This is a genomic window from Azospirillum sp. 11R-A (assembly GCF_049472615.1).
Taxonomy (GTDB): domain Bacteria; phylum Pseudomonadota; class Alphaproteobacteria; order Azospirillales; family Azospirillaceae; genus Azospirillum; species Azospirillum palustre.
On sequence record NZ_JBCEBL010000005.1, the window covers coordinates 1 to 19,261 of the forward strand.

Sequence of the window (19,261 nt, forward strand, 5' to 3'; positions counted from 1 at the left end):
TCGAGAAGAAGCTCTATCCGAACGTCGATTTCTACTCGGGCATCATCCTGAAGGCGATGGGCTTCCCGACCAGCATGTTCACCGTGCTGTTCGCGCTGGCCCGCACCGTCGGCTGGATCAGCCAGTGGAAGGAGATGATCGAGGACCCGGTGCAGAAGATCGGCCGTCCGCGTCAGCTCTACACCGGCGACGTCAAGCGGCCGTTCGTGCCGCTGGCCGAGCGTGGCTAACCGGCCCACAGCCCATATCGGAATGGGCGGCTCCAACGGAGCCGCCCAGGACCCGACTGCGTACATCGTTCCGGCCCGGCGGGTGCGTCTGCGCCCGCCGGCCAACGACAACCGGGCGCCACTTGGCTGGCGCGTCCGCCGGTTGATCGTCTATCTGCTGATCCTGGCGCTGATCGCCGGGATCGTTTTCGTCTGAGGCAGTCCCTCAGACCTCGCTTTCCAGCGCGAAGCCTTCGTCGATCCAGCCGGTCACACCGCCGATCATCAGTTTGACCGGCCGCCCGATCCGCGCCAGACGCAGAGCCGCGCGATCCGCCCCGTTGCAATGGGGGCCGGCGCAATAGACCACGAACAGCGTTCCCTCCGGCCACTCGGCCATCCGCCGCTCCGTGATCTTGCCATGCGGCAGGTTCAAGGCGCCCGGCACATGGCCACGCGCATAAGCTGCCGGCCCGCGAACATCGAGCAGGACGAAATCCGGCGCACCGGACTTCGATGAGTCGTGAACATCCCAGCAGTCGGTCTCCAGGGACAGGCGCCTGGCAAAGTGCGCCTCCGCCTGTTCGGAAGGAGCGGCGGGAATTTCGCTGACGTGACTGGCCATGTTGTCCTCTTCGCAATCGCCCGGTGAATGATGAGGACCCAATCATCCCTGTGGCGGCTTCGGCTGGAAAGTGGCGCGATTGCCAGCTATCGTGCAGTTCATGCCAAATGCCCTTTCCCCCCTGGCGGTCGCGCTGGCCTATGACGGTCTCTGCACCTTCGAGTTCGGTGTCGCCGTCGAGGTGTTCGGCCTGCCCCGTCCGGAGTTGGGACCGGATTGGTATCGCTTCGCCGTTGCGGCACTCGACGACGGCCCGCTGCGGGCGATGGGAGGCATCCGCGTCGAAGCGGATGGCGGTCTCGACCTGCTCGACCAAGCCGACATCATCGTCATTCCCGGATGGCGCGGCGCAATGGAGCCGGTTCCCACCGCCCTGACTGCCGCCCTTCGACAGGCGGACTCCAGGGGCGCCCGCATCCTGTCGATCTGCTCCGGGGCCTTCGTCCTCGCCGCATCCGGTCTGCTGAACGGCCGCCGGGCGACAACGCACTGGCGATATGCCGCAACGCTTGCGGACCTCTATCCCGACATCCGGGTGGTGCCCGATGTGCTGTATGTGGATGAAGGAAACATCCTGACCTCGGCCGGCAGCGCGGCCGGCATCGACCTCTGCCTGCATCTGGTCCGTCGCGATTTCGGCCCTGAGGCAGCGAACAGCGTCGCCCGCCGTCTGGTGGTGCAGCCCCACCGCGAAGGCGGTCAGGCGCAGTTCATCGAAACGCCCGTGCCGATAGCCCGCGAGGGGGCGCGCCTGGCCCCCCTGCTCGACCATCTGCGGGAGACGCTGGCGGAGACCCATAGCCTCTCCGGCATGGCGTCACGGGCGGGCATGAGCCTGCGGACCTTCCTGCGCCGTTTTCAGGCGATGACCGGCACCACCCCCGGCGACTGGCTGCTGACCGAACGTCTGGCCCGGGCCCGCGAGGTGCTGGAATGCAGCAGCCTGCCGGTGGAGGAGGTGGCAACCTTGACCGGCTTCGGTTCCGCCGCCACCCTGCGCCACCATTTCCGGCAAAGGCTGGGGCTCAGTCCGGCGAGTTACCGGACGCGCTTCCGCCGGCTTCCTGTCGATCATCCCGCCGCATCGAAAAAGGGCGCGGCCGTCATCGACCACGCCCTTTCCCGAAAACGGTAATATGCCGAGCGGTCACTTCCGCTCGATCAGCTCGACCTTATAGCCGTCCGGATCCTCGATGAAGGCGATTACCGTGGTGCCGTGCTTCATCGGGCCGGGCGGACGCGGGATCTTCACGCCTTCGGCCGCCAGCTTCTCGCAGGTGCCGTAGATGTCCGGCACGCCCAGCGCGATGTGGCCATAAGCGGTGCCGATCTCGTACGGCTCCTTCTGATCCCAGTTGTGGGTCAGTTCCAGAACGGCAGTGTCCGACTCCTCGCCATAGCCGACGAAGGCGAGGGTGAAACGGCCGCCCTCGAAGTCATTCCGGCGCAACAGCTTCATGCCGAGCAGGCGGGTGTAGAAGTCCAGCGACTTCTCCAGATCCAGCACGCGCAGCATCGTATGCAACAGACGGAATTCGCTCATGGTCTCTGTTCTCCCGTTCGGGGTTTGCCCTCTTGGGGCCTGATCGAGCGGTGCTCTGCGACGACGTCCAGAATGGCGCGCGCGGCCCGTTCACTCGGTGGGATATCTCCCTGCCCCAGCCAGCGGGCAACCTCGGCGACGCCGTCGATCTGCACCTGACGCGCCTCCGGATTGTCCAGCAGGCGCCCCAATTCGGCTGCCAGTCTATCGGGTCGGCAGTCCTGTTGCAGCAGTTCCGGGACCAGCATGCGGTCGAGCATCAGGTTGACGAGGTTCACATACTTGACCCGGATCAGCCGCCGATAGAGCGCGACCGTCACCGGGTTGAGACGATAGGCGATGACCGTCGGCAACCGGGCAAGTGCCAACTCCAACGCCACGGTACCCGAGGCGGCGAGTGCCACCTCCGCTGCGGCGAAGGCGTCATATTTCTCCGTGTCCCCCTCGACAAGAAGGGTTCGGACCGGCCAGTCGGCAATGGCGGCAGCGACACGGTCGTGCACCGTCGCCACAGTCGGCACCACCGCCACCAGATCGGGATGGGACGGACGCAGCAGGTCCAGCGTCGCGCGGAAATCCGGCAGGAGACGCGACACTTCGCCTTTGCGGCTGCCTGGAAGCACGGCCACGACACGGTCGGTCGCGGCAATCCCATGGCGTTGACGGAATCCCGGCCCATCTCCCCTGCCCGCCCGACCCTCGACAACCGAATGGCCGACGAAGGTGCAAGCCAGCCCCTCCTTCTCGAAATAGGGTGGCTCGAACGGTAGCACCGCGAGAAGGTGGTCGTAGATGGCCGCATACTTCGCCGCACGCTTGGGCTTCCATGCCCAGACCGTCGGAGCCACATAATGGACCAGCGGAATTGCCGGATCGGCCGCACGCAGCTTTTTCGCAACGCGCACCGTGAATCCGGGCGAATCGATGCCGACCACCGCGTCGGGACGCATGCGCAGGATTTCAGCCACCGTCTGGTCGATGCGGCGGATCAGGTTCGGCAGATGCGGCAGCAGTTCGAAAATACCGAACAGCGTCAGTTCCGCCATCGGGAAGAGGCTGACCAGCCCCTCCGCCGTCATCCGCTCACCGCCGATACCGACGAAGCGAACCTTTCCGCCGGTCAGCCGCTTCGCCGCCGCCATCAGCCGCGCGCCAAGCGCATCGCCGGAAGGTTCGCCGGCGATCAGGAACAGCGTCAGTGCATCGTCAGTGATATTGCCGGCAATCATTGCGGGATCTCGATGCCGACGACGAACAGGCCGAGACGGTCTGCCGCTTCGGCCACCGCGGCACGGTCGACCAGCAGGCTGCCGCCGGCTTCGACCGCAATGCCACGCAGCCCCGAGGCCGCAGCCCGCTCCACGGTGGTGACCCCCATGGTCGGCAGGTCGATGCGGCGGTCCTGCTTGGGCTTCTTCACCTTGACCAGCACGCCGCCAGGGCCCGGCCGGATCAATCCGGCGCAACGGCCAAGCATCGCGTCGGTCCCTTCGATCGCCTCGACCGCCAGGACGATGCCTTGCTGGACCACCGCTCCCTGCCCGACGTCGAGCGCGCCCAGGGCACGGGCAACCTCGACCCCGCGGGCAATGTCCCGCTCCGCATCGGCATCCGGCATCAGCCGGCCCACCGGCCCTGCGACGGTCAGCAGATCCCTCAGCAGCTCGTGCAAACCGACCACACGGAACCCGTCCTCCTCGACCTCGCGCACGACGGCCCGCAGCAGGCCGTCATCGCCCAAAGCGCGGGTCCCGACGCGGGCGAGAAAGCGCGCGGTGCGCCAATCCGGCATCAGCTCGGTGAAGGACGGCCGCCTGACGGGTCCGGCGAGCACGACCTCCCCGACGCCTTCCTCGTGAAGACGGCGCAGGATCGTGCCGGCAGCGCCGAAACGGCTCCACAAATGCGGAAGCCCCGCAACCGTTTGCGGATCGGTATGACCGTCGAAGGCGACAATGAAGACTTCACGGCCCTGCCCACGCACCGCCTCGGCGATGCGGGCGGGCAGCGTGCCGCCGCCGGCGAGGATCGCCAGCTTCGGTCCAGTCGCCGGCAATCCTGCACTTTGCGTAGTATCGGCCATCGGCCGGCTGCCTCAGCTCTCGCGCGGCTGGCAGAGAGACCGGGCTTCCTTGGCGCGGATAAAGGACAGAACGTCCGAAATCAGCGCCCGCTCGCCGAAGTCACGGCCGACCCCGTCAACCCGCTCGGCGAAAGTGCCCTCCGGACCGAACAGCATGCGATAGGCGGCGCGCAGGGCGTGGATGTCGTCCTTCTTGAAGCCGCGACGCTCCAGCCCCACAAGGTTCAGGCCTGCCAGCCGCGCCCGGTCTCCCATCACGAGACCGAAGGGAATCACGTCGTTCTCGACGCCCGACATGCCGCCGATCATGGCATGGGAGCCGATGCGCACGAACTGGCGCACCGCGGACAACCCGCCGATGATGACATAGTCGCCCAGCGTGACGTGGCCGCCCAGGGTGGCGTTGTTGGCCATGATGACATGGTCGCCGACGACGCAGTCATGGGCCACATGCGAGCCCATCATAAACAGCCCGTCGTCGCCGACGCGGGTGAGCATGCCGCCGCCCTCGGTGCCGGGGTTCATCGTCACATGCTCGCGAATCTGGTTGCGGGCACCGATGACAAGCTCCGACGGCTCGCCATGGAATTTCAGATCCTGCGGGCGATGGCCGATGGACGCAAAGGGGTAGATGACGGTGTCTGCGCCGATGCTGGTGCGCCCATCGACCGCCACATGAGACACCAGCCGAACGCCATCGCCCAGCGTGACGTCGGGACCGACGACGCAGAAGGGGCCGATGTCGACCCCTTCCCCCAGCTTGGCCGCGGGATCGACGATGGCGGACGGATGGATGGTGACGGTCATTTTTCGTCCAGAATCATGGCGGAATAGACGGCTTCAGCGACGAGGACGCCGTTGACCTTGGCCTCGCCTTTGAACTTCCACACGTTGGCACGCTGGCGCTGCTTGGTGACGTGGATGTGAATGGTGTCGCCAGGGGTGACGGGACGGCGGAAACGCGCCTCGTCGACGGTCATGAAATAGACCAGCTTGCCTTCGGCATCCGGACCCAGCGTGGCCACCACCAGAACGGCGGAGGTCTGGGCCATCGCCTCGATGATCAGGACACCGGGCATCACGGGGCGGGACGGGAAGTGCCCCTGGAAGAAGGGCTCGTTGATCGTGACGTTCTTGACGCCGGTGGCGCCTTCGCCCAGCGTCACATCGATCACCCGGTCGATCATCAGGATCGGGTAGCGATGCGGAATCATCTTCATGATCCGCATGACGTCGATGTCGTCGATCTTGTTGCTTTGTGCGCTGTTGTCCGCCGTCACGTCCATTGCCCGGCCGCCCGCCTTTCCACCAACCGATAGGGTTCAGTATTCCCCGTTTCAGGGAACGGGCACCGCCGCCCCGATGGGGAGCACCGGCGCCTTCCTGTTTGCACCGCCTTCTTGCCCCATTTCCGCGGCGACCGCAACGCCGAACCCGGAAGAGGACCGAAACCGGAAACAGAACGGGGCCACCGCCGTCCCGCCTGGGATGGCAGCGGCCCCGGTCAGATTTTCATCACTGCTTCGGAGCGTTCAGCGCAACCTGCGGCAGCTTCTTGTTCACCCGCTCCATCACCACATCGGTGACATCGAGCTGGGTGTCGACCAGAACGAACTGCTGGCGGGCCAGAACGAGGTTGGCACCACGCTCACGGGAAATGTCCGCGACCACTTCGACCATCGTCTTGTGCACGACAGCCATCGCCTCGTTCAGGCTGGTCTCCAGGGCGCGCTTGCGGGTCTGCACCGTCTTCTGGACGTCGGCGACCTGCTTTTCGAAGTCACGGCGCTTGGTGGCGAGCGCTTCCGGCGACAGAACGGTCTGCTGCTTGCGCAGTTCGTCCTCGTTCTTGCGGAGCTTGTCCTCCAGCGCGGAGATTTCCTTCTGGTAGGAGTCGCGCAGCGATTCGAAGGACTTGGTGATGCCCTTCGACGCGCTCGACTCCTGCATGATCTTCTGCACGTCGATCACGGCGATGACCGGAGCCTTCAGCTCCGCACCCGGCGCCGGCACGTCGGTCTTGGGCGCTTCCGCCTTTGCAGCATCGGCCTTGGGCGCCGACTGGGCCTGAACAGCACCTGCGGTAAGAACGAGACCGGCAGCCGTGACGGCCGACAGAAGGGCGACGCGAAGCCGCGTCTTGAACAGCGTGGATTGCATCTTAGAACCTGGTTCCGAAGCTGAAGCGGACGAGCTCTTTCTTGTCGTAGCCTTCCTTGCGGATCGGCAGCGCGACGTCGAGCCGGATGGGGCCGAACGGCGATTTCCACGACACACCCGTGCCGATGGAAACGCGGATGCTCTCGTCATCCTTCACGTTCGGATCTTTGATGTCGACCTTGCCGAGGGTGCCGACGTCGGTGAAGGCATGCCCGAGCAGGCCGAATTCCTCCGGCAGGCCGAACGGGAAGCTCATCTCCACCGAGGCACGGGCATAGCGCGTGCCGCCCAGCGCGTCGCCGGTCGAAACGTCGCGGGGGCCGATACCGGCGGTGTTGAAGCCGCGCAGGGTATCGCCGCCGATGAAGAAGCGGTCGCCCAGATCCACCTTCTTGCCGAGACCGTGGATATACCCGATCTCACCGGTCGTGCTGAGCACCCATTGGTCATCGCCGAGCGGCAGATAGTATCCACCGGCCAGCTTGTTCCGCAGGAAGCGCACCGAGCCGCCGAGGCCGGCAATGTCGTTGGTCAGGCGGATGAAATAGCCTTCCGTCGGCGTCAGCTTGCTGTTGCGGACGTCGTAGGTCAGTTCCTGGCCGATCAGCGAGGTCAGCCGTTCGCCGCGCTGCTCCTGGATGTACTTCGACGCGGTCGTCGGCACTTCCTCGATCAGCGTGTCCTGCAGCTGGTAGTAGACGCGCTGGCGCAGACGCTCGGTCAGCGGATAGCCGAGGCGCAGGGCGAAACCGGTGTTCTTCTCGTTGAACGAGCTTTCGTCCTGGTAGTTGTAGCGGGTCCGGAACACGTCGACGCCGGCCGACAGGTCGCGGTCCATGAAGTACGGCTCCGTGAAGGAGATATCGTACAGCTGGCGCCGGCCCGACAGGGTCGCACCCAGACGCAGGTCCTGACCGCGGCCGAGCAGGTTGCGCTCGCGGATCGAGAAGTCACCCAGCGGACCGTCGGAGGTCGAGAAGCCGGCACCGATGGAGATCTCACCGGTGGACTGCTCGGCCACGTCTACATTCACGACGGTGCGGTCGGGCGCGCTGCTCTCGGCGGTCGTGATGTTCACGCGCTCGAAGAAGCCAAGATCCTTGATGCGCTGTTCCGAGCGCTTCAACTTCGAGGAGTTGAAGGGATCGCCTTCGGACAGCAGCATCTCGCGGCGGATAACCTTGTCGAGCGTCCGGACGTTGCCCGAGATGTCGATGCGGTCGACGAAGGTGCGCGGCCCTTCGTTGATCTCGTAGGTGATGTCGATCGTGTGGGTTTCGCGGTTGCGCGTGATCCGCGGCCGGACATCGACGAAGGCGTATTGCAGATCGCCGACGGCGTTCGTCAGCTTCGTGATGGTGTCTTCCACCTTCTGGGCGTTGTACCAATCGCCCTCGGTGGTGAGCACGCTGTTCTGCAGAACGGCCGGATCGAGCTGCTTCAGCGAGGTGTTGATGTCGACCTTGCCGAATTTGTACCGCTCACCTTCCTCGATGGTGAAGGTGATGAAAAAGTCCGACTTGTCCGGCGTCAGCTCGGCAACCGCAGACACCACGCGGAAGTCGGCATAGCCTTCCTTCAGGTAGAAGCGGCGCAGCAGGTCGCGGTCGTAGCTCAGCCGGTCGGGATCGTAATTGTCATCCGACGTCAGGAAGCGCCACCAGGCCGATTCCTTGGTCTGGACATTCTCACGCAGGGTGCCGTCCGAAAAATGTTCGTTGCCGATGAAGGTGATGCCACGCACACCGGTGCGCACGCCCTCATTGATCTCGAACACCAGGTCGACGCGGTTCTGATCGAGCTGGATGATCTTCGGCTCGACCGTCGCGCCGAAGCGGCCCTGGCGGCGATAGATGTCCTGGATGCGCTGGACGTCGGACTGGACGCGGGTGCGCGTGTAGACGACGCGGGGACGCAGCTGGATTTCCTTATCCAGCGTCTCCTTGTCGATGCGCCGGTTCCCTTCGAACGCGATGCGGTTGATGATCGGGTTTTCGGCCACCGTCACAACCAGCGCATCGCCCTCGCGCTTCAGCACGACGTCGGCGAACAGGCCGGTGTTGAACAGCGACTTCAACGACTGATCGATCCGGTCGGGATCGAACGGGTCGCCCGGCTGGATCGTCAGATAGGAGCGGACCGTGGAGGGCTCGATTCGCTGGGTGCCTTCGACCCGGATGTCGCGCACCGTACCGCCACTGAACACCTGGGCGACCATGGACCCCGTGGCACCCGTCGCCCGTCCGGGCGAGGATGCGGTTTGGGCGTGGGCGACAGACACCGTCGTCATGGCGCAGCTGGCCAGCAGGCCCGCCACCAGAACTTTGCTCGACACCGGCAAATCACGCTCCCTGGCAAGGGGCTGGCTTTAGGAAACCAGTCCCCGGAAGAAATCGACCACGCGCAACTGAACCAGGTCGTTCCACGTGGCGAAGACCATGAGCGTTAATACCAAGGCCAATCCAATTCGGAAACCGTATTCTTGCGCTCGCGCTCCCAATGGCCGGCCGAGCAGCTTTTCGATCCCGTAAAAAAGTAGGTGTCCGCCATCGAGCATCGGAACCGGAAACAGGTTGATCAGCCCCAGATTGACCGACAGGAAGGTCATGAACCAAACCAGCGGATACCAGCCGGACTGGGCCACCTCGCCCGACATCTGGGCGATGCGCAACGGTCCGCCCAGTTCCTCCGTCCCGCGCGATCCCTGGACCATCTGGCCCAGCGCGGTGAAGGTGCCGGTGATCATGCCTGCGACTTCTCGTCCCGCCTGCCAGACGGCGGTCAGCGGATCGTGGCGCATCATTCCGACGCTGCCGCGGCTGATCCCGAGCAGACCGATCTGATGGGCGTTGCCGAGTCGGTCGGTGACGGCCTGCGAATCCGGCGTCGCGGTCAGGGTCATCACCCGGCCGTCCCGCTTCAACTCGACCGCCAGCGGCTGGCCGGGACGGATCGAGACGATCTGGCGGATTTCCTCGAATCGCTGAACGCCGGTTCCGTCGACCGACAGGATCAGGTCGCCCGGCTGGATGCCGGCGCGCTCCGCGGCACTTCCGGGCTGGATGCCGCCGACGTCCGGCGGGGTGAAGGACTGGCCGGCGGTCATGAACAGCAGGGCCAGCACGACGATGGAAAAGACGAAATTGGCAATCGGGCCGGCGGCGACGATGGCCGCGCGCTGCCCCACCCGCTTGTGGTGGAAGGAGACCGCACGCTCCTCCGCCGACATCGCGGTCAGGTGCGCGCCCGGCGTGCTGGCCGGATCAGCATCGCCGAACATCTTGACGTAGCCGCCGAGCGGCAGCGCGCTAAACTTCCAGCGCGTGCCGGCACGGTCGGTAAAGCCGAAGATCTCCGGCCCGAAGCCGATGGAGAAGGTCTCGATCCGCACGCCATTGCGCCGCGCGACCAGATAGTGACCAAGCTCGTGCACGAAGACGAGCACGGTGAGGACCAGAAGGAAGGCCAACACCGAAGTCCAGAAACCGCCGATAACGTCCATTTCAACCCTTGCGCCTTCCAGCGCCTCGAACGCGGATCATCGGCTGCCAACCGCCGTCGCACCAATGGCCGCAACACGGCCGGCGGCATCCCGCCTCGCATCCGCGTCGGCCTCCCGCACGGCGGCGAGATCGCGCAGCGGGCGGTGGGGCAACGCCGTCAACGTCTCCTCGACGATCCGTTCGATGTCGAGGAAGCCGATCCGGCGGTCGAGAAACGCCTGGACGGCCACCTCGTTGGCGGCACTGAGTATAGTAGGAGCGCCCCCACCGCTTTGCAAGGCGGCCCGGGCCAGCCGAAGTGCCGGGAATCGCACAGGATCCGGCGCCTCGAAGGTCAGCGTCGCCGCCTTGACCAGATCCAGCCGCTCCGCCGGGGTGGCGATGCGGGCGGGCCAGCCGAGAGCATAGGCGATGGGCGTGCGCATGTCGGGTGTGCCGAGCTGTGCCAGCACCGAGCCGTCGACATATTCCACCAGGGAATGGATGACCGACTGCGGGTGGACCAGCACGTCGATGCGCTCTTCCGGAACGCCGAACAGGAAATGGGCCTCGATCAGCTCCAGCCCCTTGTTCATCATCGTGGCGCTGTCGACCGAGATCTTGGCGCCCATGTCCCAGGTGGGATGGGCCACCGCCTGCTCGCGCGTCGCCGCCGCCATGAAGGCGCGGTCCTTGTCGCGGAATGGACCACCGGACGCGGTCAGGATCAGGCGGGAAACGCTGTCGGTGCGCTCGAAATCGAAGACCTGGTAAATCGCCGAGTGCTCGCTGTCGACCGGCAGAAGCGTGGCGCCGTGCGCCTTCACCTCCTCCATCATCAGGGCACCGGCACAGACCAGCACCTCCTTGTTGGCGAAGGCAACGATGGCGCCGCGCCGGATGGCGGCGAGTGTCGGTTCCAGTCCGGCGGCGCCGACGATGGCGGCCATCACCCAATCGGCTGGCCGTTCGGCAGCGGCGGCGACCGCCTCGGAGCCGGCGGCCACCTCGATTCCCGTGCCGGACAGAAGCTGCTTCAACTCGGCATAGGCGGCGGGGTCGGCGACAACGGCCATGCGGGCATTCAGCTGCCGCGCCTGTTGCGCCAGAAGGGTGACGTTGCGGTTGGCGGTCAGCGCCTCCACCGGGAAGCGCTCCGGATCGCGGGAGACGAGGTCGACGGTCTGCGTGCCGACCGACCCGGTCGACCCGAGAATCGTCACGCTACGCGGCGCATCCGCTTTCACCACCATGATAGAACCGATCCAACGGCCGCGTGGAACAAGGCCAGCACCGGGGCAGCGGCCAGAAGCCCGTCGATGCGGTCGAGGATACCGCCATGCCCGGGGATGAGCTGGCCGCTGTCCTTCACATTGTAGCGCCGCTTGACCGCCGACTCGAACAGATCGCCCGCCTGCCCGACCACGGCGGTGGCGGCACCGACCGCCAGAGCGATGTCGGGACGGGCCGCCCCGAACGCGAGCGCCACCAGCCAGCCGAACAGGGCGGACGCCGCCATGCCGCCGATCAGGCCGGCCCAGGTCTTCTTGGGGCTGATGCGCGGCGCCAGCTTCGGGCCGCCGATGCTGCGCCCGGCGGCGTAGGCGCCGATATCGGTCGCCCAGATGGCAAAGAGGACGAAGAGGAACAGGGAGAGCCCGCTGTCGGGCAGATCGCGCAGCCACATCAGGCCGGCCATGCCGACCGCGACATACAGCACACCGAAGCCGAGCAGGCCACGGTCGGAGCCGCCGCCGACGATTGCGGTCAAAACCGCAAAGGCAGCCGCCGCTCCCAAGCCGGCGGCCGGGCCGGCGACGATCTGCACCATCAGCGCAACCAGGATTCCGATGGTCGCCATCAGACGTGCGGGAAGCCGGCGGGCACTGGGAACGATGCTGGTCCATTCGGAAACGGCAATCACCGATCCGAAGGCGATCAGGGCATGGAACACCCAGCCGCCGGCCCAGACGGCGCCCAGCACGACCGGCGCCATGACCAGCGCCGACAGGACACGGACCTTGAGGTCGCCCGTCCTGGATGGCTTGGCCGGAGCCGCGGCGGCGGGCGCCGCGCTGTCAGCGGGACCCGGCGGTGGTGGCGCCGAAGCGGCGTTCCCGTCGGTGGAACTCTTCAATCGCCGCCTCCAGATCGCGCTTGGTGAAATCGGGCCAGAGCGTATCGACGAAGACCAGCTCGGCATAGGCCGCCTGCCACAGCAGGAAATTGCTGATCCGCTTCTCGCCGCTGGTGCGGATGATCAGGTCGGGGTCGGGAATGTCGGACGTGTAGAGCCGGGCCGACAGCGCGTCCTCGTCGATGGACTCCGGCGAGAGGCGGCCGGCGGCCACCTCCTCCGCCAGCCGGCGGGCGGCATGGACGATCTCCAGGCGCGAACCATAGCTGAGAGCCACGACCAGGGTCATGGTCCGGTTGTCGCGGGTCAACGCCTCGGCATTGTCGATCAGCCGGTTGATGTCCTCGGACAGGCGGGTACGGTCGCCGATCACCCGGAGGCGGACACCTCCGCGGTGCAGTTCGGCCACCTCGCTGCGCAGATAGAAGCGCAGCAGGCCCATCAGGTCGCTGATCTCCTCTTCCGGCCGGCGCCAGTTCTCCGAGGAGAAGCTGAAGATCGTCAGAGTGCCGATGCCAAGTTCGCGCGCCGCTTCCACGGTGCGGCGGACGGCGTCCACGCCCTTCTTGTGCCCGGCGGTGCGCGGCAGGCCGCGCGCCTTGGCCCAACGCCCGTTGCCATCCATGATGATGGCGACGTGCCCAGGAGCCGTGTTGGACCGGTTGTCGTCCGCGTCGCGCATTCCGGATCAGACCTGCATGATTTCCTTTTCTTTTTGCGCAAGCGAGTCGTCGACCAGCTTGATGTGCTGGTCGGTCAGAACCTGCACCTTGTCCGACTGGACCTTGTGCTCGTCCTGGGTGATCTCGCTCGCCTTCTCCGCCTTCTTCAGGCCGTCCATGCCATCGCGACGGATGTTGCGGATGGCGACGCGGCACTGCTCGGCGTACTTGTGGGCGACCTTCGCCAGTTCGGCGCGGCGCTCCTGGGTCAGGTCCGGCAGCGGCACGCGGATGACCTGGCCTTCGGCCTGCGGGTTCAGGCCCAGACCGCTGTCGCGGATGGCCTTCTCAACCGCCTTGGTCATGCCGCGGTCCCAGACCTGGACCGAGATCAGGCGAGGCTCCGGAACGGAGACCGTCGCGACCTCGCGCAGGTGCATGCGGCTGCCATAGGCCTCCACCATCACCGGTTCCAGCAGATTGGAAGAGGCGCGGCCGGTACGGAGACCGCCCAGTTCCTTGCGAAACGAGTCAAGCGCGCCTTCCATGCGGCGCTTCAGATCCGATAGGTCGGGCGCAGCCACGGGCCTACTCCCTTTCTTCCGTTATGATGGTGTGCTTGCCACGGCCCTGCATCACTTCGGCGAAGGCGCCGGGCGTGTGGATCGAGAAGACCAGAATGGGAATGTGGTTCTCGCGCGACAGCGCGATCGCCGAAGCGTCCATCACCTGGAGTTCCTTGGTCAGGACGTCCATGTAGGTGAGGCGTTCGTAACGTTCGGCCGTCGGATCCTTCTTCGGATCGGCGGTATAGACGCCATCGACCTGCGTCCCCTTCAGCAGACCGTCACAGCCCATTTCCGAGGCGCGCAGCGCCGCGGCGGTGTCGGTGGTGAAGAAGGGATTGCCGGTGCCGGCGGCGAAGATCACCACCCGGCCTTTTTCCATGTGACGGACGGCGCGGCGCCGGATGTAGGGCTCGCAGACCGTCGACATGGGGATGGCCGACTGCACCCGCGTGCTGACGCCCATCCGTTCGAGCGCGCTCTGCATCGAGAGCGCGTTCATCACGGTGGCGAGCATACCGATATAGTCGGCCGAGGCACGCTCCATGCCGCTCGCCGCACCCTTCACACCCCGGAAGATGTTCCCCCCGCCGATGACCAGACAGACCTGGACGCCGAGCCCGATGACCGCCTTCACCTCGTTGGCGATGCGGTTGACCATCTCCGGGTCCAGGCCGTAGTCGCGCTGACCCATCAGCGCTTCGCCCGACACCTTGAGGAGAACGCGCTTGTAGCGGGCGCTCCCGGCCGGCGTGGTGGTCCCGGTGGTATCGACCATGGGGGGAACGCTCCCTTGCTGTTTCAGAATGCGGCTTGCGGACCTAAGCGTTCAACCTTACCGGCCTCAGCCCTGACCGCCGGCGGCGGCGGCGACTTCCGCGGCGAAGTCCGACTGGGCCTTCTCGATGCCCTCGCCCAGCGCGAAGCGGGTGAAGCCCGTGACCTTGACCGGGGCGCCGATGTCCTTGGCGGCGTTCTCAACCACCTTGCGGAGCTTGGTCTCGCCGTCGATCACGTAGGTCTGCTCCAGCAGGCAGACTTCCTCGTAGTACTTGCGGACGCGGCCTTCCACCATCTTCTCGATGATGTTCTCCGGCTTGCCCGAAGCGCGGGCCTGCTCGGCCAGCACGCTGCGCTCACGCTCCAGCGACGAGCTGTCGACATCGGCGATGTCCAGTGCGTCCGGACGGGCGGCGGCGATGTGCATGGCGATCTGCTTGCCGAGGTCGGCCAGCTTGCCGGCATCGCCGGTCGACTCCAGGGCGACCAGAACGCCGATCTTGCCCAGGCCCGGCGCGATGGCCGAGTGGACGTAGCTGACGACGACACCGGCCGAAACCGACAGCGTGACGGCGCGGCGCAGGTTCATGTTCTCGCCGACGGTGGCGATCAGGCTGGTCAGCTCGTCCTGGGCGGTGTGCGAGGTGCCCGGATAGGCGGCAGCCTTCAGGGCCTCGACATCGCCACCGGTGACCAGGGCCAGCTCGGCGCACTTGGCGGCGAAACCCTGGAACTTGTCGTTGCGGGCGACGAAGTCGGTCTCGGCGTTCACCTCGACGACGGCACCCTTGGTGCCGGCGGTGGCGACGGCGACCAGACCCTCGGCGGCGACGCGGCCCGACTTCTTGGCGGCGGCGGCGAGGCCCTTCTTGCGCAGCCAGTCGACGGCGCCCTCGAGGTCGCCCTGCGTCTCGTTCAGCGCCTTCTTGCAGTCCATCATGCCCGCGCCGGTCTTCTCGCGCAGTTCCTTGACGAGCGAGGCGGTAATCTCGGCCATGTTGCGCCCTCTTCCTTCCAAGCGATCCGGCAGGCGGATCGGATTGAGTCACAAAGTCAAAACGGGTGGCAACCCATCAAAAAGGCAGCCCATAAAAAAGGCAGCCGGGCCATAGGTCATAAGGCCCGGCTGCCCTTCAACCGTCAGGGTCAGGCCTGGGCGGCGGTCTCGGCGGTCTCTTCTTCCGGCAGCTGCTCGGCCGGGGCGTCCTCGGCGGCGCCGACGTCGATGCCGGCAGCGCTCATCTCGGCCTGCAGGCCGTCAAGCACGGCGCCGACCGTCAGGTCGCAGTACATCTCGATGGCGCGCAGCGCGTCGTCGTTGCCCGGGATCGGGAAGGCCACGCCGTCCGGATCGGAATTGCTGTCGAGGACCGCGATGACCGGAATGCCCAGCTTGTTGGCTTCCTTGACCGCGATCGACTCCTTGTTGGTGTCGATGATGAAGATGACGTCCGGCAGGCCGCCCATCTCCTTGATGCCGCCCAGCGCACGCTCCAGCTTGTCGCGCTCGCGGGTCAGCTCGAGGATTTCGCGCTTGGTCAGGCCCGAGGTGTCGGCGCCCAGACGCTCTTCCATCTCGCGCAGGCGCTTGATCGACTGGGAGATCGTCTTCCAGTTGGTCAGCATGCCGCCGAGCCAGCGGTGGTTGACGTAGTACTGGCCGCACTTGGCGGCAGCCTCGGCGATACGCTCCTGGGCCTGGCGCTTGGTGCCGACGAACAGGACGCGGCCACCGCCGGCGACGACGTCGCGCACGGCCTGCAGGGCGCGGTGCAGCATCGGGACGGTCTGCTCGAGGTCGATGATGTGCACGCCATTGCGCACGCCGAAGATGTACTGGTTCATCTTCGGGTTCCAGCGGCGGGTGTGGTGACCGAAGTGGACACCGGCTTCCAGCAGCTGGCGCATGGTGAAGGTGGGCATGGTCATGTGGAAAAAATCCCTTTTTCCGGTTGCTCCGCCGCGGGCATTGTCGACAGCGCATGGAAACCATGGCTGAAGACACCGGATCGGGCCATCGGGATAAAACCGAGGGTCCGCCAGCCCGCGTGAGGTTTTGACGACGGCGCTTACATAGCTCTCTTGCATCACTTTGGCAACAGCCACGCGGACATGACGAGTGTTTTTGTCGCCGTGAACCGCACCCCTCATTTTCAGCGTTATGACAGCGACGGACGGCCAGGCCCGCCTGCTTCCGTTCACCCAAGCTCCATCGGATCGCCGAAGGCCAAAAGGTTCACTTCATGGCTTCACACACCCGGAACGGCCGGCGCGTTGATCGCCTGAAAACCTATGGTGTAGCTTGCTTCGGTCATTCTCATTTTTACGGATGAATCAGATGACTTTGGATTCGAATGCCTTGTCCGTGGTGAATGACGCCGCAGAACGGTATGTGGCGGCCCAGGGGATCCTGATGTCCGCCGTGGCCAAGCTGGGCAGCACGGTCGAAGGTGCGATGGATTTGCTGCCCGAGGGTATTCGCGGTTCTCTGCACGACACGCTTCGCTCCGCGCTCGAGCGGGCTTTCAAGGTTGCGATCCTGAACATGGATGACGAGGCGGGCAAGGAAGCGTCGAAAGGCCTCTATAGATTGCTGGGGGCTGCAACCGGTGCGGCGGGCGGCTTCTTTGGAGCGCCGGGGATTCTGGCGGAATTGCCCGTCACCACCACGGCCATTCTCCGGTCGATTGCCGACGTGGCGCGCTCCAAGGGCGCGGATTTGAAGGACCCGGCGATACAGGTCGCCTGTCTTCAGGTGTTCGCGCTCGGCGGGCCGCTGGACGATGACGACGAGGCCGACGCTCTCTTCGTGGCGTCGCGAGTCGGCGCCAATATGGCTGCGCCGCGGGTGGCCGAGATGATCACAAAAGTCGCCGGCCGCTTCGCGATAACGCTGTCGCCCAAGATCGTGGCGCAGTCGGTGCCGATTGCCGGCGCAGTGGCGGGGGCCGGGCTGAACCTGACCTACATGTCGTTCTATCAGGCGATGGCCGCCGTGATGTTTACGCTCAGGCCCATCGAGGCCGAGTTCGGCAGGGAAGCGACCCGGCAGAGCTTCCTCGATGCGGTCGGCGCGGCCAGGGCGAAGAAGGTCGCCGGAAAGAAAAGCGTTCTTCCATAAGAAAAAGGGCCGCGCCCGAAAGCGCGGCCCTTCTCGATAACTGCTGGCTGTCCGGCTTTAAGCCTGCGGCGCCGCCGGAGCGGCCACCTTGGGCTTCGGCAGGTCGAGCTTCAGGTGAAGCTCCCGCAGGCGGGCGGTGTCGACCGGTGCCGGGGCCTGCATCAGCAGGTCTTCGGCCCGCTGGTTCAGCGGGAAGGCGATGACCTCGCGGATGTTTGGCTCGTCGGCCAGCAGCATGACGATGCGGTCGATGCCCGGAGCCGAACCGCCGTGCGGCGGGGCGCCCAGCTTGAAGGCGCTCAGCATGCCGCCGAATCGGGCTTCCAGCTCCTCCGGCGGATAGCCGGCGATGTCGAAGGCCTTGTACATCACTTCGGGCAGATGGTTGCGGATCGCGCCCGATGACAGTTCAACACCGTTGCAGACGATATCGTACTGGTAGGCGTTGATCTCCAGCGGGTTCTTCTCCTGCAACGCCTTCAGGCCGCCCTGGGGCATGGAGAACGGGTTGTGGCTGAAGATGACCTTGTTGGTCTCCTCGTCCAGCTCGTACATCGGGAAGTCGACGATCCAGCAGAAGCGGAAGGCGTTCTTCTCGATCAGGTCCAGTTCCTCGCCGATGCGGGTGCGGGCGAAGCCGGCCAGCTTGGCCGCCGGGCCGGGCTGGTCGCAGACGAAGAAGATCGCGTCGCCGTCCTCGAGGCCGGCCAACTCGCGCAGGGCAGCCTGGGCGGCTTCCGGCACGAACTTGGCGATCGGGCCCTTGCCGCCGCCGGCTTCCATGACGATGTAGCCGAGGCCGGGAGCGCCGAGCCCGCGAGCCCAGTCGTTCAGCTTGTCGAAGAAGCTGCGCGGACGGTCGGAGACCTTCGGGGCGCGGATGGCGCGGACGACGCCGCCCTTCTCCAGCGTCTGCTTGAAGGCGCGGAATTCGACGTCGTCGCGCTTGAACACCTCGGTCACGTCGGTGATGACCAGCGGGTTGCGCAGGTCCGGCTTGTCGTTGCCGTACTTCAGCATCGACTCGGCGAAGGAGATCCGGCGGAACGGCAGGCCGTCGATGGCCGGCTTCGAGTCGCGGCGGAAGCCGCCGAACTCGTCGAAGATGCCGTGCAGAACCGGCTCGATGGCGGCGAAGACGTCTTCCTGGGTGACGAAGGACATCTCGAAATCGAGCTGGTAGAACTCGCCCGGGCTGCGGTCGGCGCGGGCGTCCTCGTCGCGGAAGCAGGGGGCGATCTGGAAGTAGCGGTCGAAGCCGGCGACCATCAGCAGCTGCTTGAACTGCTGCGGCGCCTGCGGCAGGGCGTAGAACTTGCCGGGATGGTTGCGGCTCGGCACCAGATAGTCACGCGCGCCTTCCGGAGAGGAGGCGGTGAGGATCGGCGTCTGGAATTCGGTGAAGCCCTGGTCGATCATGCGGCGGCGCGCCGAGGCGATCACGCGCGAGCGCAGCATGATGTTCTCGTGGATGCGCTCGCGGCGCAGGTCGAGGAAGCGGTAGCGCAGACGAACGTCCTCGCCGGCATCGGTGTCCTGGTTGACCTGCAGCGGAATCTGCTCCGCCTCGCCTTCAACGGTCAGCTCGGCGATCTGCATCTCGATGCGGCCGGTGGGCAGCTTGTCGTTGATGGTCTCGGCCGTGCGCTTCACCACCTTGCCGGTGACGGTGATGACCGATTCCAGCTTCAGCCGGTTCGCGACCTCGAAGGCCGGGTTGGAGGTATCGACCACGCACTGCGTCAGGCCGTAATGGTCGCGCAGGTCGATGAACAGCAGCTGTCCATGGTCGCGCTTCCGGTTCATCCAGCCCGACAGGCGGACGGTTTCACCGGCATTCTCTTCACGAAGCTGGCCGCAGGTGTGCGTGCGGTAGGGGTGCATGGGTCGAAA

Annotated in this window: 21 protein-coding genes; 4 read left to right on the forward strand and 17 right to left on the reverse strand. The window is 65.8% G+C overall.

The features are described from left to right. Together VH569_RS09270 and VH569_RS09275 are read left to right on the forward strand one after the other, a co-directional pair. Positions 1-230, forward strand: a 230-nt coding sequence (locus VH569_RS09270) for a citrate/2-methylcitrate synthase (protein WP_423315094.1), incomplete at its 5' end; no start/stop codon positions are given. Positions 231-252: 22 nt separating this feature from the next. Beyond that, entirely contained in the window at positions 253-426 is a 174-nt protein-coding gene (locus VH569_RS09275; protein ID WP_158285394.1) for a hypothetical protein, read from the forward strand. A 9-nt stretch (positions 427-435) separates the two neighbouring features. On the opposite strand, the gene VH569_RS09280 is transcribed toward VH569_RS09275, so the two are convergent. Then, complete coding sequence (locus VH569_RS09280) at positions 436-834, reverse strand: rhodanese-like domain-containing protein (RefSeq protein WP_423315095.1); 399 nt, start codon at positions 832-834, stop codon at positions 436-438. 100 nt (positions 835-934) lie between these two features. Here VH569_RS09280 and ftrA point away from each other — a divergent pair, with 100 nt between their 5' ends. Then, entirely contained in the window at positions 935-1,969 is a 1,035-nt protein-coding gene (ftrA, locus tag VH569_RS09285; RefSeq protein ID WP_423315096.1) for a transcriptional regulator FtrA, read from the forward strand. A 12-nt stretch (positions 1,970-1,981) separates the two neighbouring features. Here ftrA and gloA read toward each other — a convergent pair whose 3' ends face one another. The 15 genes from gloA to rpsB form a co-directional block, all read right to left on the reverse strand. Continuing rightward, positions 1,982-2,377 carry a lactoylglutathione lyase gene (gene gloA / locus VH569_RS09290; RefSeq protein ID WP_098739969.1) on the reverse strand — a complete coding sequence of 132 codons (396 nt, stop codon included), beginning with the start codon at positions 2,375-2,377 and terminating at the stop codon, positions 1,982-1,984. Then, positions 2,374-3,606 (reverse strand): lipid-A-disaccharide synthase, encoded by a 1,233-nt coding sequence (gene lpxB / locus VH569_RS09295; protein ID WP_423315097.1) that lies wholly within the window; start codon positions 3,604-3,606, stop codon positions 2,374-2,376. Before lpxB ends, gloA begins: the two co-directional genes overlap by 4 nt. Continuing rightward, on the reverse strand, positions 3,603-4,460 hold the full coding sequence (locus VH569_RS09300) for an LpxI family protein (protein ID WP_423315098.1): 858 nt from the start codon (positions 4,458-4,460) through the stop codon (positions 3,603-3,605). The genes lpxB and VH569_RS09300 overlap by 4 nt, the downstream gene beginning before the upstream one ends. A 12-nt stretch (positions 4,461-4,472) precedes the next feature. After that, on the reverse strand, positions 4,473-5,267 hold the full coding sequence (gene lpxA, locus VH569_RS09305; RefSeq protein WP_109049991.1) for an acyl-ACP--UDP-N-acetylglucosamine O-acyltransferase: 795 nt from the start codon (positions 5,265-5,267) through the stop codon (positions 4,473-4,475). Beyond that, positions 5,264-5,746, reverse strand: coding sequence for a 3-hydroxyacyl-ACP dehydratase FabZ (gene fabZ / locus VH569_RS09310; RefSeq protein WP_109049992.1), 483 nt, complete (start codon positions 5,744-5,746; stop codon positions 5,264-5,266). The genes lpxA and fabZ overlap by 4 nt, the downstream gene beginning before the upstream one ends. Positions 5,747-5,975: 229 nt before the next feature. Further along, on the reverse strand, positions 5,976-6,620 hold the full coding sequence (locus tag VH569_RS09315; protein ID WP_423315099.1) for an OmpH family outer membrane protein: 645 nt from the start codon (positions 6,618-6,620) through the stop codon (positions 5,976-5,978). A 1-nt stretch (position 6,621) separates the two neighbouring features. Beyond that, complete coding sequence (gene bamA, locus VH569_RS09320; protein WP_423315101.1) at positions 6,622-8,961, reverse strand: outer membrane protein assembly factor BamA; 2,340 nt, start codon at positions 8,959-8,961, stop codon at positions 6,622-6,624. Positions 8,962-8,988: 27 nt separating this feature from the next. Beyond that, positions 8,989-10,122 carry an RIP metalloprotease RseP gene (gene rseP, locus VH569_RS09325; protein WP_423315102.1) on the reverse strand — a complete coding sequence of 378 codons (1,134 nt, stop codon included), beginning with the start codon at positions 10,120-10,122 and terminating at the stop codon, positions 8,989-8,991. 36 nt (positions 10,123-10,158) lie between these two features. Beyond that, positions 10,159-11,355 carry a 1-deoxy-D-xylulose-5-phosphate reductoisomerase gene (locus VH569_RS09330; RefSeq protein WP_395458013.1) on the reverse strand — a complete coding sequence of 399 codons (1,197 nt, stop codon included), beginning with the start codon at positions 11,353-11,355 and terminating at the stop codon, positions 10,159-10,161. Next, on the reverse strand, positions 11,346-12,239 hold the full coding sequence (locus VH569_RS09335) for a phosphatidate cytidylyltransferase (protein ID WP_423315104.1): 894 nt from the start codon (positions 12,237-12,239) through the stop codon (positions 11,346-11,348). Before VH569_RS09335 ends, VH569_RS09330 begins: the two co-directional genes overlap by 10 nt. After that, on the reverse strand, positions 12,181-12,921 hold the full coding sequence (locus VH569_RS09340; protein WP_109447365.1) for an isoprenyl transferase: 741 nt from the start codon (positions 12,919-12,921) through the stop codon (positions 12,181-12,183). The genes VH569_RS09335 and VH569_RS09340 overlap by 59 nt, the downstream gene beginning before the upstream one ends. Positions 12,922-12,927: 6 nt before the next feature. Beyond that, positions 12,928-13,485 (reverse strand): ribosome recycling factor, encoded by a 558-nt coding sequence (gene frr / locus VH569_RS09345; RefSeq protein ID WP_098739979.1) that lies wholly within the window; start codon positions 13,483-13,485, stop codon positions 12,928-12,930. Between the two features lie 4 nt (positions 13,486-13,489). Continuing rightward, a complete protein-coding gene (pyrH, locus tag VH569_RS09350; RefSeq protein WP_423315105.1) occupies positions 13,490-14,245 on the reverse strand; it encodes a UMP kinase in 756 nt (251 codons plus the stop codon). A 66-nt stretch (positions 14,246-14,311) separates the two neighbouring features. Beyond that, the gene (gene tsf / locus VH569_RS09355) at positions 14,312-15,244 is read right to left on the reverse strand and encodes a translation elongation factor Ts (RefSeq protein ID WP_098739981.1); all 933 of its coding nucleotides are present in this window, start codon (positions 15,242-15,244) and stop codon (positions 14,312-14,314) included. A 149-nt stretch (positions 15,245-15,393) separates the two neighbouring features. Continuing rightward, positions 15,394-16,176 (reverse strand): 30S ribosomal protein S2, encoded by a 783-nt coding sequence (rpsB, locus tag VH569_RS09360; protein WP_200190375.1) that lies wholly within the window; start codon positions 16,174-16,176, stop codon positions 15,394-15,396. Positions 16,177-16,585: 409 nt separating this feature from the next. Here rpsB and VH569_RS09365 point away from each other — a divergent pair, with 409 nt between their 5' ends. Next, complete coding sequence (locus VH569_RS09365; RefSeq protein WP_423315107.1) at positions 16,586-17,368, forward strand: EcsC family protein; 783 nt, start codon at positions 16,586-16,588, stop codon at positions 17,366-17,368. A 57-nt stretch (positions 17,369-17,425) separates the two neighbouring features. On the opposite strand, the gene aspS is transcribed toward VH569_RS09365, so the two are convergent. Further along, positions 17,426-19,252 carry an aspartate--tRNA ligase gene (gene aspS / locus VH569_RS09370; protein ID WP_423315108.1) on the reverse strand — a complete coding sequence of 609 codons (1,827 nt, stop codon included), beginning with the start codon at positions 19,250-19,252 and terminating at the stop codon, positions 17,426-17,428. Positions 19,253-19,261 lie beyond the last annotated feature (9 nt).